The 13,531-nt window shown below is 65.2% G+C and carries 8 protein-coding genes; 3 read left to right on the top strand and 5 right to left on the bottom strand.

What is annotated here, in order from left to right:
- Positions 1–2: 2 nt before the first annotated feature.
- A complete protein-coding gene (locus HPY44_02975; protein ID NSW54952.1) occupies positions 3–1,355 on the bottom strand; it encodes an MFS transporter in 1,353 nt (450 codons plus the stop codon).
- A 171-nt stretch (positions 1,356–1,526) separates the two neighbouring features.
- Here HPY44_02975 and HPY44_02970 point away from each other — a divergent pair, with 171 nt between their 5' ends.
- A complete protein-coding gene (locus HPY44_02970) occupies positions 1,527–2,657 on the top strand; it encodes a DUF362 domain-containing protein (protein ID NSW54951.1) in 1,131 nt (376 codons plus the stop codon).
- 57 nt (positions 2,658–2,714) lie between these two features.
- Here the strand turns inward: HPY44_02970 and HPY44_02965 are convergent, their stop codons facing one another.
- The gene (locus tag HPY44_02965; GenBank protein ID NSW54950.1) at positions 2,715–2,876 is read right to left on the bottom strand and encodes a hypothetical protein; all 162 of its coding nucleotides are present in this window, start codon (positions 2,874–2,876) and stop codon (positions 2,715–2,717) included.
- Positions 2,877–3,154: 278 nt separating this feature from the next.
- Here HPY44_02965 and smc point away from each other — a divergent pair, with 278 nt between their 5' ends.
- Complete coding sequence (gene smc / locus HPY44_02960; GenBank protein ID NSW54949.1) at positions 3,155–6,769, top strand: chromosome segregation protein SMC; 3,615 nt, start codon at positions 3,155–3,157, stop codon at positions 6,767–6,769.
- Positions 6,770–6,834: 65 nt separating this feature from the next.
- A complete protein-coding gene (ftsY, locus tag HPY44_02955; protein ID NSW54948.1) occupies positions 6,835–7,728 on the top strand; it encodes a signal recognition particle-docking protein FtsY in 894 nt (297 codons plus the stop codon).
- Between the two features lie 127 nt (positions 7,729–7,855).
- Here the strand turns inward: ftsY and HPY44_02950 are convergent, their stop codons facing one another.
- The 3 genes from HPY44_02950 to HPY44_02940 all read right to left on the bottom strand — a co-directional run bounded on the left by HPY44_02950 (position 7,856) and on the right by HPY44_02940 (position 13,431).
- Entirely contained in the window at positions 7,856–8,386 is a 531-nt protein-coding gene (locus HPY44_02950; protein NSW54947.1) for a DUF1854 domain-containing protein, read from the bottom strand.
- Positions 8,387–8,421: 35 nt separating this feature from the next.
- On the bottom strand, positions 8,422–10,659 hold the full coding sequence (locus HPY44_02945; GenBank protein NSW54946.1) for an ABC transporter ATP-binding protein: 2,238 nt from the start codon (positions 10,657–10,659) through the stop codon (positions 8,422–8,424).
- A 99-nt stretch (positions 10,660–10,758) separates the two neighbouring features.
- Complete coding sequence (locus HPY44_02940) at positions 10,759–13,431, bottom strand: tetratricopeptide repeat protein (GenBank protein NSW54945.1); 2,673 nt, start codon at positions 13,429–13,431, stop codon at positions 10,759–10,761.
- Positions 13,432–13,531: the final 100 nt, after the last annotated feature.

Raw genomic sequence — 13,531 nt, 5'->3', positions numbered from 1 at the left:
TGTCAGTCTCCCGGATATCGAGATAACACGGCTGCGGCCGCCAGGCTGAAAAGCAGAGCCGCGGCCAGCGCCGCCGTGAATCCTCCCTGCTCCGCAGCGGTCTCGCCGAATGTGCCCAGAAGCAATCCCGCGATGCCCGGGCCGATGCCAGCGCCGGCTTTCACGATGAGGCCCTGGACTCCGAAATACATGGCCTCCCGGCGCTGCCCGGTCTGCTCCGCATCGCGGTCGATGATATCCGCCAGGATCGCGTTGGGCAGCGAGAAAAGCGTGGCCACCGGCGGGCCGGCCAGGAGCATCACCAACAGCGCCTGGACCACCGGCGACAGGAATGACGGGCCGGCGCCGATGAGCATGAGCGGCACCATGAGCAGCCCGAACCAGACCATGCCCAGCCGGAGGGTTCTTTTCTTGCCGAACCGCGCGGTGAGTCTCGGCACCAGGGGGAAAACCCCCACCGCCGCGAGCATAGACGATGCGATGATGATCCCCTGTGCGGTTTCCGATACTCCGGCGCGGATCTCCACCAGCTTCGGCACGGCCGCGAGCACGATCCACAAAGCCTCCCAGAAGAGCAACTGGGAGATGACGTACGGGGTGAAATGCCGGTTGCGGATAGTGGCGACCATCGCCTGCAGGAAAGGCATGGAGACGGGCTGGTGGATGACGGCGCGCTCCCTCACCAGCAAAGGCGCCCACGACGCCAGGAGAATCAGTGGGGCCATGCACAGGACCATACCCCGGTAACCGAACTGGTCGATGAGTACCCCCGCGCCGGCCAGGGCGATGAGCGATCCCAGCACATTGAAGGCGCCCTGCCAAGTGGTCAGCTTCACCCGCCCCACCAGACTTGTCGTGATCTCGGGCAGCATCGCCAGGTACGGACAAGCGACGATGGTGAAACACACGAACGTCAATGCGGCCATGACGCCCAGGTAGACGCCATTGGCTACCGACTCTCCCGCAGTCGGAGGGTACCACAGCAGCACGGTCATGACCGCCAACAGTGGCCCGCCCACCAACAGGTAAGGCTTGCGCCGGCCCCAGCGCGTGCGGGTGCGGTCGCTCAGGTAGCCCACCAGCGGGTCGGTTACCGCGTCCATGATGCTTTTGACAGTCATCGCCGCGAAGAACGCCCCTGCGGAGACGAGCACCGTCATTTCCGGATCATTGGGGTCTGGGCGATAATACTTGAACAGCCACGTTCCTGTCAGGCCGGCGAGCAACGCCAGCGGCAAGTACCCAAACCCGTACAGGAGGCTGTCGCGAATCGGGACGCCGTTGCTTTCAGGATCCGCTGCGCCTTCCACATGGGCCTCGCCGTCCACCATGATCCCTCCCGGGCGCAAGATCACGTCGACGCCTGCCTGTTCCCCACGGAAGACCGGCGGCCCTGCAAAGCACCGGAGCCAGTGGCATCTCCACAGCCCGCAGCAGATACAGACACCCGTTCCGCATCCTTGACCTCCCCCGCTCACGGCAGTACCATTCCCGCGTTCTCTATCTCGCCGATGGACGGTCACTCTATGCCGACTACCGTCAGTATCGTCAAAGGCCACGACCTGGCCGCAATGCTCACACAGTCCCTCGAGAACCTGGGCGGGATCGGGCACTTCGTCAGCCCTGGCGATGTGGTGCTCATCAAGCCCAACAGCTTCGTGAAACAGGTCCCCGCAAACGGGAATATCGCAAAACCCGAACTCGTGGTGGCCCTTGCGAAGCTCGTGCGCGATGCCGGTGCAAGCCGGGTGATCGTCGGCGAGCGGAATGACGATGCGGTTCTCGCAAACTTCGCGGATTCCGGCATCGAGCAGGTGGCTGAACTTCTTCCCTTCGGCGCCGCGGAGCACGTAACCGTACGCATCCCTGGCGCGAAAGCACTGCAGGCCCCTGTCACCGTGCCGAAGATACTCCTGGACTGCGACAAGCACATCACCGTGCCCGTGGGCAAGACCCATTGCGGCGCGGGTGTGACCGCCTGCTTGAAGAACGCCATGGGCCTGATGATGGGTGACGAGACCCGCAAGTCCCATTCCTACGGCATCTGTAATGTGCCCATTGATGTGAACACCCTCAAGTGGCCGGTGCTGGGCGTGGTGGACATGACCATCGCCCAGGAGGGCCACTTCCCCGGCGGTGTGGGCACCCCGGTGCGCATGGACCTGATCGTTGCCGGTGGGGACATCGTAGCGGCGGATGCCACCGTGGCCCGGCTTATCGGCCACGACCCACGGGAGGTCTGGCTGATCCGCAATGCCGCCGCGCGGGGACTGGGCGTTATGGATGAGGCCGAGATTATCACCGTGGGCGAGAAGATCGAGGAGGTCGGCTGCAGGCTCACCGGGGTGGAGTTCATCCCCGACGAGTTCGGCGACCAGGTGCTCTGGCATGTTGACCAGCGCTGCCCCTACTGCATCCGCGACGCCGTCTCGTACCTGCGCAGCCCGGCAGGCCGCAAGTTCATGGACAAGTACGGGCCGATCAACGTGGTCGCGGGGCCGGTGTCGGACGCGGGCTTCGATGAGAGCCAGATGACCCTCATTATCGGCAACTGCAATGCGTGGCTGATGGACCGGGGAATCTACGTCCAGGGCTGCCCGCCGGCGGTTTTCCACATCTCCGACCAGGTCAAAGCCCTGGGGCTGGACGGAGAGTAGCAGGGCGGCTGGATTGGGTGCCCACCGGGCCCCGCCTGGTGTGCTGCTGTGACGCCGTCAGAAGGGTCCGCATGAGAGCCGGCGGGCGAGACGCCGGCCCACGCGGATGAAATTGCCCAGCCGCCCACCGGGACGGTCGGCCGACGCCAGATCGTCCATCATCTCGCCACGCACGACGTGCCACTGATTTCGGCGAAGCCGAAGCAGTGCTCTGTCCACGACGCACTCCTTGCAGTGCATAGTGTGGGACCCATCGCCGGGGCGACGCAGGCGCCTGCCCCATGCCCGCCCGTGTTTGACTTGCTTCTCGCCGCAAAGGTATAATTCGCGCGCCGGAAAACGGCCTTCGACCCCACGTATCGCCGAGTTCAGACCCGTTCCCGGACTCTGCGCCAGCCAGGCGTTGACCGACGATCCCCAATGGGCGCGACCGAGCAGAACTGGCCGGCACGCGCTGGATGACATGGAGTTGCGCCTTGTACCTGCGGAAAGTTGAAATGCGTGGCTTCAAGACCTTCGCCGACCGGACCGAGCTTGAGTTCGGGCCCGGAATCACGGCCATTGTCGGGCCGAACGGCGTGGGCAAGAGCAATATCTCCGACGGGATTCTCTGGGCCCTGGGAGAGCAGAGCAATCGGGCCCTGCGCACCCAGGCGTCGCAGGACGTCATCTTCGCCGGTTCCGAACGCCGCAGGCCTATCGGCATGTCTGAGGTGTCGGTCACCATCGATAACAGTGATGGCCGGCTGCCTGTCGACTACTCCGAAATCATCGTCTCCCGCCGCCTGTTCCGCTCAGGCGAGAGCGAGTATCTCCTGAACCGTTCCGCCGCTCGCCTCAAGGACGTCCGGGAACTGCTGCTGGATACCGGTGTGGGCCCAGATGCATATTCCGTGATCGGGCAGGGCGAGATTGACGCGATCCTCAGCATCCGCTCCGAAGACCGCCGCGAACTGCTGGAAGAGGTCGCGGGGATCCGCAAGTATCGGGTGCGCCGGGACGAAGCCACGCGGAAGCTCGAAGCAACTCAGGCGAACATGACCCGGGTCGCCGATATCCTCGCGGAACTCAAGTCCCAGCGCCGGCCGCTGGAGACCGAAGCCGAACGCGCCCGGCAGTATAAAGAAATGGCCGACCGCCTGCGCGATCTTGATCTGCACCTCCTCGCAGGCGACTACCAGCGCCGTCGCCAGCGCATCGGCAAGCTCACCAATGATCTCGAAGTCACCCGTGCCGACCACCAGGCCACGCGCAACCGCATGTCCCAACTGGACAGTGAACACGAGCGGGTGCAGTTTGAGCTGGCCCGGCTTGGCGATGAGGTGGACCGTCTGCGGGACCAAGCCAACCGCGCCGAGCGCGAACTCGACCAGGCCCGGCAGGCGAGGATGGTGCTCGAGGAGCGCCTGCGCGCCGCTGCAGCGAGGCAGACAGACTTGCAGGTGATCCTCGAGGGCCATGAGCGGCGCTCGAAAGAACTGTCGGGGCAACTCGAAACCGTCTCCGCGGAGCTGGAAGAGACCGCGACCCTGCGCTCCCGTGCCGAACAGGAGCGCGCGCAGTGGGAGGAAGAGCTGAAGGCCAAGTCCGAGGAGTTCCGGGCCAAGACCGGGGCGATCCGAGAACTGGAGCAGAAACAGGCAGAGGTGCTCAAGCGCGCCGCCGCGCTGGAGAACGAAGCGCTCACACTGCGGGGGGTCGAGGGTGATCTCACCCAGCGCGTGCAGCGACTGTCGCGGCAGGCGGAGAGCTTCGCCCAGCGCGAGCTGGAACTCACCGAGGCCCTCAACGCAACCCGGGCCCGCCGCGAAGAACTCGAGCTTTCCTTACAGCAGCGCACCGAGCAGCTTCAAGAGCTGCGCGAGAATCTTGCCCGGTCCAACCGCACGCTGCAGGAACACCGCCAGAAGTGCAACGTCTTCTCGGGCGCCGTCACCACCGCCGAAGCCCAGCAGGAACTGCTCACCCAGCTTGAGCGTTCCCGCGAGGGATTCAGCGACGGCGTGAAGAGCGTCCTCAAGGCCGCCGAGGAAGGAAAGCTCCAGGGCGTTCACGGCATCGTCGCCGACCTGTTGGACGTCCCCGTGCGACTTGAGCGCGCCATCGAGATGGCCCTGGGCGAAGCGCTGCAGTGGGTGGTTGTGGAGACCGACGAACAGGCCGCAAACGCCGCGCGGTTCGTGTGCGATAATGGAATCGGTCGCGTCACCGTTCTGCCCCTGTCCAGTCTCGCGGCCGCAACCACACCCACCGGGGCCGACCAGATCTCCGGGCCCGGCATCGTGGGCCCGGCTCTGCGGAATGTGCGCATACGGCGCGAGTATCAGAAGCTGTTCGAGAAGCTCCTGGGCAGCGTCGTGATCGTCCGGGACCTGGACACTGCCCTGTCCGCTGCACAGCGGGCGCGCACCCGCCTGCGCATCGTCACCCTCACCGGCGAAGTCATCCACCCGGACGGCTCAATCACCGTGGGCGGCGAGGAGGGAGCGGGTGCTCAGGCCTTCATGCGCCGCCGGGAGCTCGAGGCGCTCTCGGCGGAACTCGAGGTCATGCGCGAGTATCTCGCTGAAATGTGGCGGCGGGAGGAAAACCTCGACCAGTGGAGCAGCCGACTGAGTGAGGAAATCCACAGTGTCGAAGCGGAACTGTCCTCACTCCAGTCGCGCAAGGCCGCGGCAGAGACGGATATTACCCATCTCGCCGATCAGCAGAAAGCCGCCCGGAGCGCGGGGCTTGAGCTGTCCGAGGAAGCCAAGACCCTCACCCAGCGCCTGCAGAGTGCCGTTACCCGCCGCGAAGAGGCGGAGGCCCAGGGCGAACAACTGCGGCTGGAGGGCGAGGACCTCGGCCACCAGATCGAGCGCGCCCGGGCGGAAGGCGTCTCCCAGGCCGAAGTCGACGCCTGCCGCGCTCGCCATGTCAACGCCCAGGTGACCGCCGCGGAGCTTGCCGAGAAGTTGCGCTCCCTCCAACATCTCAAGGAGCGCTATTCCAACGAACTCCAGCGGGCCGCCAGTGACTCTGAGTCGACCCGCGAGGAGCTTGCCCAGGCCCGCGAAGTGGAGGACCGGCTGCGAGCGGAGTTCGAGGCGCCCGGTGATGAGATCAACCGCCTGGAACAGGTGGCCGGGACGGCCCGCGGACAGGTGAACGAAGGCGCCCGGGCATTGTCCGAGCTGCGCGAAAAGTCGGCGTCGCTTGAATCCGCCCGAAAGAAGCTGGCGGCGGTGGCCGAAGAGCAGGCTGACCGCACCCATCGCACCGAGATCGCCATCACCCGCGAGGAAGCCCAGATCGAGGTCATTGTCCAGCGCCTGGATGACGCCTACGGCATGACCCCCGAGGAGGCTTTCGCGGAACGCAGCGAAGAAGTCAATGAGCGCGAGATTCGCAGCGAGGCCTTGCGGTTGCGCGAGGCGATCCACAAGCTCGGGCCCGTGAACCTCAGCGCTATCGACGAGTGCGAGCGCTTGCGGGCCCGCGAGGAGTTCCTGGAGAACCAGGTGGCAGACCTCGAAGCCGCGCGGGCCGATCTGCTGCAGGTCATCCAGGAGATCGACCAGGTCGCTACCGAGGAGTTCATGCGCTGCTTCGAGCGCATGCAGGAGGAGTTCCGGGCAATGTTCACCCGGCTCTTCGGCGGCGGGCAGACCGAGCTTCGCCTCACCGACGACGAAAAGCCGCTGGAGTCCGGGTTGGACGTCATCGTCCAGATCCCCGGCAAGCGCCAGCAGAATCTGCTCCTGCTGTCTGGTGGTGAGCGTTCACTCACCGCGATGGCCCTGATCTTCGCGATGCTGCGGGTGAAGCCCAGCCCCTTCTGTCTGATGGATGAGATCGACGCAGCCCTTGACGAGGCCAATGTCGGCCGCTTTGTGGACCTGCTGAAAGATTTCGCCAAGGAATCCCAGTTCATCATCGTCACCCACAACCCGCACACGATCCAGGCCGCGGATGTCCTATTCGGCGTGACCATGGAAGACGCCGGCGTGTCGCGGATCATCAAACTGGAACTGCGGGAGTGGGAGGACTTCCTGGCCGATGCCGAGCAGCGCGTGGCCGCAACGCGCGCACCCAGGGCCGGCACCCGCGTCCTGCCTACACAGACGTAACCGGCGGACCTGCGACCAGGCGTCCTGGTTCTGTCTCGTACTGTACCGCGAAAGGAAGAAGCTACGTGCTCAAAGGATTGTTCAAACGCGTCGGGGCGACACTGCGCGGACGCAGTGTTATCGACGATGAACTCATGGAAGACCTGGAGGAGGCGCTGATCCAGGCGGACGTCAATGTGAATCTCGCTCTGGAAATCGTGGAGCGCCTGCGCCAGCGCGCGGAGAAGCAGCATATCACTGACCCGTCCGGCCTGTACGACCTCCTGCGCGGCGAAGTCAAGAACCTGCTCAAGCCCGCGGAGGCGCCTATGAACACCGGGCCGTCAGCGCCCACCACTTTCCTGGTGCTGGGCGTCAACGGTGTCGGGAAGACCACTACTATCGCGAAGATCGCTCACTGGTACCGGTCGGCGGGCAATGACGTGATGCTGGTTGCCGCCGATACCTTCCGCGCCGCCGCCATCGAGCAGCTTGAAATCTGGGCGCGCCGCACGAACTGCGATATCGTCCGGCAGCAGCACGGCGCAGACCCAAGCGCGGTGGTCTACGACGCCATGCGCGCGGCCATCAGCCGGGGCGCGAACCTGGTCATCATCGACACCGCGGGCCGCCTGCACACGAAGTGCAACCTCATGGAAGAGCTGGCGAAGATCTGCCGAACCGTGGAGCGCGAACTGGGGCGCCCGCCCGACGAGAAGCTGCTGGTGATCGACGGCTCCACCGGGCAGAATGCCATCAGCCAGGTGAAGCAGTTCCACGACGCGGTCGGCGTCACCGGGCTTGTGGTGACGAAACTCGACGGCACCGCCAAAGGCGGTATCATCCTCAGTCTGGTGCGAGAGTTCGGCATCCCCATCAAGCTCATGGGCACGGGCGAAAGTGTGGACGCCCTGCGGCTGTTCAGCGCCGATGAATACGTCGATGCCATGTTCTATGAGGACGAAGAGGAAGAGGAGTAGCGCCGGTCTTCCAGCAGACCGGCTCGACCTCGCGTAGGCCGACCGTCCCGGTCGGCCTGGTCTCGCACAGGCCCGGTCGGCGGAAATCGACCTTCGCCGTCAGGCCCCGAAGAATCGAGGCCAACGTTCACAATAACCGGTGCAACTCCCCCACATCCTTCCCCGGAAGACGGTCGATGTCCGGAATCTCGAACAGGTTGCCGTCCACGTCGGTGATCTGCATCCGGCCGCTCTCGAACTCGCGGATGTTGTCGCGCGCCTCGCGCACCACGAACTTCCTGCGCCCGCGGCTGGTGTCTACGTCCCAATAGAGCACCCCGAACTCGTCCTTGAGGGAGTGCACCCGGGTGATCTCGGGGACGAAATACTGCCTGCGCAGTTCCTCCAGGATGATCCGCCGCATGGGCTTGGGGAGTGAGCGCAGTTCTCGCAGCACCCCCACTTCCTTGTCGTCACCGTCAGCGAAACTGATGAACTCGCGCCGCCGCGTAATCGGGAACAGCCGCGCAACCCGCAGGCGCAGAACCGTGCGGTCGCCGGCAATCTCGAGCCGCGGGGTGCCGTCCTCGGCACGGAACACTTTGAGCTTCGCCGGGTCCAGCATGTATTCATCCGCCGCGGGTTCGGGAGGCTTCTTCTCAGGCGCTGCCTCAGCCATCCTCAGTCCGTCTCCCTGAAGTCAGGCGATCTCGGCTACCCGTCGACCGCCTTCAGTTTCGATATCTCCGCCTGCATTTTCACCAGTTTCGCATATTCGCCGTTCTCTTTGGCCAGCAATTCGTCATGGGTGCCCACCTCGACGATTGACCCCTCCTTGATGACGCACAGCCGGTCAGCATTGCGCAGGGTCGAGAGCCGGTGAGCGATGGCGAAGGTGGTGCGCGACCGGATGAGCCGCTCGATTGCCTGCTGGATCTGCTGCTCCGTTTCCGTGTCTACGGATGCCGTCGCCTCGTCAAGGATCAGGATCTTCGGGTCGTGCAAGATTGCCCGCGCGATGGCGATGCGCTGCTTCTCGCCACCCGACAGCCGGCTGCCGCGTTCGCCGACTTCGGAGTCGTATCCGTCCGGGCGCTTGCGGATGAAGTCGTGGGCGTTCGCTGCCCTGGCCGCGCGCACAATCTCATCCCGAGTCGCATCGGGCTTTGCGTAGGCGATGTTCTCGGCGATCGTCCCGCTGAACAGGAAGGACTCCTGGGGCACGATTCCGATCTGGTGCCGCAGGTCGTGCAGCTTCACGTTCCGGATGTCCACCCCGTCGATGAGTATCTCGCCTTCGTCGGCATCGTAGAAACGGCAGATCAGGTTGATCATGGTGCTCTTGCCCGCACCGCTGTGACCGACCAGACCGATCATCTCTCCGGGCTTCACATGCAGGTCGACCTTCTTGAGGACCGGCAGGTGCTTCTTGTACCCGAAGTCCACCTTGCGGAACTCCACCTCGCCCTTGAGGTCGGGAAGGGGCACCGCGTCCGGCGAGTCGTAGCTTTCGGGTTCGCTGTCGATGACCTCAAAGACCCGCTCGCCCGCGGTGAGCGCCCGCTGGGCCCAACTGAAGATCCGCCCCAGGCTCTGAAGCGGCCCGTAAAACATGCCGATATACGCCTGGAAGCGCACCAGGTCGCCCAGCGAGGTGCCGTCCGGTCCCGTGGAACGCAGCACCATGAGGCCGCCGATGAACCACACCAGGAGTGACCCGATGACCGTCGCGAGGTCCAGGATCGGGAAGAAGGTGACCCAGATGCGCTCGGCCTGCACGCCCTGGGTGAAGAGCGACTCGGCGTCCCGGACGAACCGGGCAGATTCCCGGGGCTCTTGCGCGAAAGCTTTCACCACGCGGATCCCTGACAGCGCCTCGCCGATAGTCGCACTCATCTTCGACCAACGATGCCACAGACGGTGATAGACCCGCCGGATACGCCGGAACATGAAGTGAGTCATGAAGGCCATGACCGGCGCGGGGATCAGCACCAGAGCTGCGAGCAGCGGCTGGATCGCGAACAGGACCGCACCGATACCCAGGATCATGAGCCCGTTCACGATCAGTTCCATGATCCCGTCCACCGCGAAGTAATACAGGAAATCGGTGTCTCGGGTCATGCGGGAGATGAGGCCGCCTACCTGCTTGCGGTCGAAGAACCGAAGGGTTAGCTCCTGCATCTTTCGGTACAACTCGGCGCGGATGTCGAAGGTGACTTTCCCAGCAAGCCACACCATGATCCACCCGCGGCCCATGCCGATGAGCATCGCGACCACCCGCGCACCCAGCATGGCCAGGATCACTGGCAGCAGCCATTCGGGGTGTTTCGACGGCGGGGTGAGCACATCATCCACCAGCGTCCCCGACAGATACGGGGGCACCAGCGTGGTGGCGGTGGTCATCAGTGACAGGAGCAGCGCCACGCTGAGCAGCGGCCAGTACGGTCTGCCATAGCCGGCGATGCGTTTCAGCACCCGGCTCTTGTCCACGCACACAATGCACGTATCCGACCAGCCCGGAAGTACCCGCCCGCACTTGGAGCAGCGCTTCTCATCGGAGTCAGCATTGAGCACGTCCAGCGAGACCGGCTTCTTCTCCTTGACCAGGTCCGAGACTGCCTTGGCGGCGCGGGTGAAATCATGGATCAAGCTGTTGGTATATTGGAGCAGTTCCACGCGCCGGCCGGAGATAGTTGCCGTGAGCAGGCCGCTGCCCACCAGCATCTCGGCCTTGACTTCCTCCACAGACTCGATGTCGAAGAAGCGCGGATCGGCTTGGCCATTTGGGGTCAGCACCCCCAGGCGCCTGTCGGTGAGGACGAGCGACTGCTCCCCATAGTCGCCATCGGGGCCGATGTCGCTATCGAGGCAGAAAACAATGCGCTCTCCCTCAGCCAGGAGGCCCTCGAGCTTGGGAGCAAGACCCTCCGACGGTTTCGCGGTGAAGGCCATCTGGGCTCCACCCTTCGAATATAGGAAGCTATCGTGGACGAATCTCTCAACTGCCGACCAGGTGTGCCAAGGGGCGAGAATGCTCCCCTGCGTCGATCTTCACTGCCTCTGCAGCCGGTCAATCCCAAGCTCAGCCCGTGCCGCTTCCGGACTGTCCGGCAGTTCCGCCATCACGGTGCGGAACAGCTCCCGCGCCGCATCGCGCTCGCGCTCATCCCTGGCGAGCAACTCCGCCGCTCGCAGCAGCGCCTCGGGCCACAGCGGGCTGTCCGGGAACTTCTCGCGCAATGAAACATAAAGCCTTGAAGCATTCGCCGCCTGCCCGTAACGTTCCTCGGTGCGTGCCTGAAGGAATCTCGCGTCGTCGGCGAGGGGCTCGTCCGGGCCCAGGTCAGCGATGAGTTTCAGCAGGCGCTGGGCCTTCTCACTCTCGCCCCGGTCCGCAAGACACAGTGCCTCGATGTACTTTCCCTCCATCGGCGACTCGCCGGTGAACTCGCTCTTGATCAGAAGCTCTCGCGCCAGCGCATCATTGGCGAAGGGGCTGTCGGGGTATCTGCTTGCAACCTGCCGGAAGCCCTCCTCCGCGCGCTTCATGTCGCCGGTGCGGAAGTCGATCTCGGCAAGCTGGTACGCTGCGTAATCCGGCCCGGACGGCCGGTCGAGACTGTTCTGCCTGAGCCCTCCGAAATCCGCGATCATTGGCCCGAAGACGGTCTCAAAGGGGACGGGTGGCGGGGCGTCTTCCGCACCCGGTGCCTCCGGCGCCAGAGCGGTGTACGCAGACCGCGCTTCCTCGTATCGTCCGGCCACGAAAGCACAATCCGCGAGACCCCACGCCGCGTGCATCCTGTGTTGCCCGTCGTCCGATTCCGCCGCGACCGTGGCATACCAATCCGCCGCGGCCTCCCAGTCCCCCGCCTGCAGTACGAGCACGTCGGCGAGCTTCAGGCGCAGGGAGTCGGCCAGCGCCACCGGCAGTTCGGTGGCTACCGCCGCCTCCAGCACATCCAGAGCATCCCGCCACTGTCCGCGGGACAGCAGGAGCGATGCCCGGCGGTCGGCGATCTGTCCGTATACCGCGGCCTCCACCGGCATTTCGGCGGCCGCCTCATACAGGGCAAGGGCCGCGTCGGTCCGGGCCTGGTCCTCGAACATCGCCGCGGTGCTGGTCACAAGCGCTCCGTCCCCTGTGGTGCGGCCAAGATCCGAGAGCGCCTCGCGGGCTTTCACGGGGTCGCCCGACGACAGGTGCGCGACACCCAGGGCCACCAGCGCCGCCGCCGGGAAGTCCGGAGCGTTTCTTCTGGCCTGAAGCTCTCGCACCACCTCGGGACCCACCACCTTGTCGGCCGCCAGCGCCTCCAGTCTGATCCGCGCGATGCCCGCCGAGGGCTGTCCCGGCGCCATCGCAAGCAGGTACTCATCCACCGCCTTGTCGATGAGCAGGAGCGCCTCGTACTCCTCACCCAGTTCAAGGGCCATCGCCGCCGGGTCTTTCTGTGCTCCGCGCGCCTCCTGATAGACCGCTACCGCATCGGCATACATCCCGCGCTCATGCAGCGTCCGGCCCAGCATCTGGACGGTGAAAGCGTTCTCCGGGTTATATCTTGCCGCCCGCTTCCACTGCTCCAATGCTTTTTCTCGCTCACCCTGCGCCAGGTACAGGTCGCCCAGTTCCGACCGGACCCGGGCGTTATCTGGATTGGTCTCGAGCGCCTGCATGTAGTATGCGATTGCGGTCTGCGGCTCTCCGGCCTGCATTGCCGCCCGCGCCGCGCGCGAGAGAATCTCTGGGTCGCGCGGTCTCACTGTCAGCAGTTCACGCAGGGCCTTGAGGGCTTCGCCCGGCCGTTCCATGCGGTCGTACAGGTCCGCCAGTCTGCGCAGGGCGGTCTCCCGCGTGGCTGCGGTCCCCGCCGTCTGCCGGAGTTTCCTCTCGTACTCACCCAAAGTCCCCTGCGCCTGGTGTATCTCCAGGATCATTTCCTCGACAGTGAGATTGTCCGGCGTGCGCGACGCGCAGGCCTCCAGGACCTCCAGGGCCGCGGCAGCCTGCCCCGCTGCTCGCATTTCGGACGCCACCCGCAGGAGCAGCCCGGCATTGCCGCCCTCGCGCGCGGCTTCGCTCTCGGCAATTTGCCTCGCCCGAGGCAGGTCGTTCCGCTCGATGGCCGCTTCGACCCGGAGCCCATTGGCCATCCCCGCGAAACGCCCGTCCGGAAACTGCGCCAGGAGCTTCTCTGCCGCCGCAACGGCCTTCGGCATCTCCCCCATCTGCTGGTAGGCCCGGGCCTGCCCCCACAGTGCGCCCTCAACGAAGCCGCGGTCAATGCCGGGCAATTGCGCCAACCGCTCGTAGACACTCGCTGCGCGGGGGAGGTCAAACCGAAGGCACACGCGGCCGAGATGGTCCAGTGCGGTGGGCAGAAGAACCGACGGGGGATCCAGGGCTGCGATCTGTTCGAAGGCGCCCGCCGCTTCGCGGTACAACCGCTTTGCCTCGAGGTATCGGGCCAACTCGAAGAGCGCCTGGGCGCGCTCATCCGGGTCGTCGGTGGCTTCGGCGGCTTGCCGGAAGGCAGCGGCGACCTGCTCGGGAGGCCCGCTCGCCACCAGTTCCCGGGCCTGCATCAGCGCCGACCGGAAGTCGCCCGTCTGCGCGTGGGCGGCGCAGACAGGCAACACGGCAAGCAGCGCCACAGCAAGCAGCGCCGGCCCCGCCTGAAATCGCAGGCAACACAGGCCGTCCAGTCCGCGTTTCAGCATCATTGCAGGGGTAAACACCTGGGGGAGCTTCCGGGTTCGGTGCCTGGGCACCTTCTGCCAGACAAAAACGGGGGAACGAGCATCGCGCCCGCTCCCCCGAATG

Source organism: Armatimonadota bacterium (assembly GCA_013314775.1).
GTDB lineage: Bacteria > Armatimonadota > Zipacnadia > Zipacnadales > JABUFB01 > JABUFB01.
The sequence above is the reverse complement of the archived record's forward strand: the minus strand, read 5'-3'. Positions and strand labels throughout refer to the sequence as shown.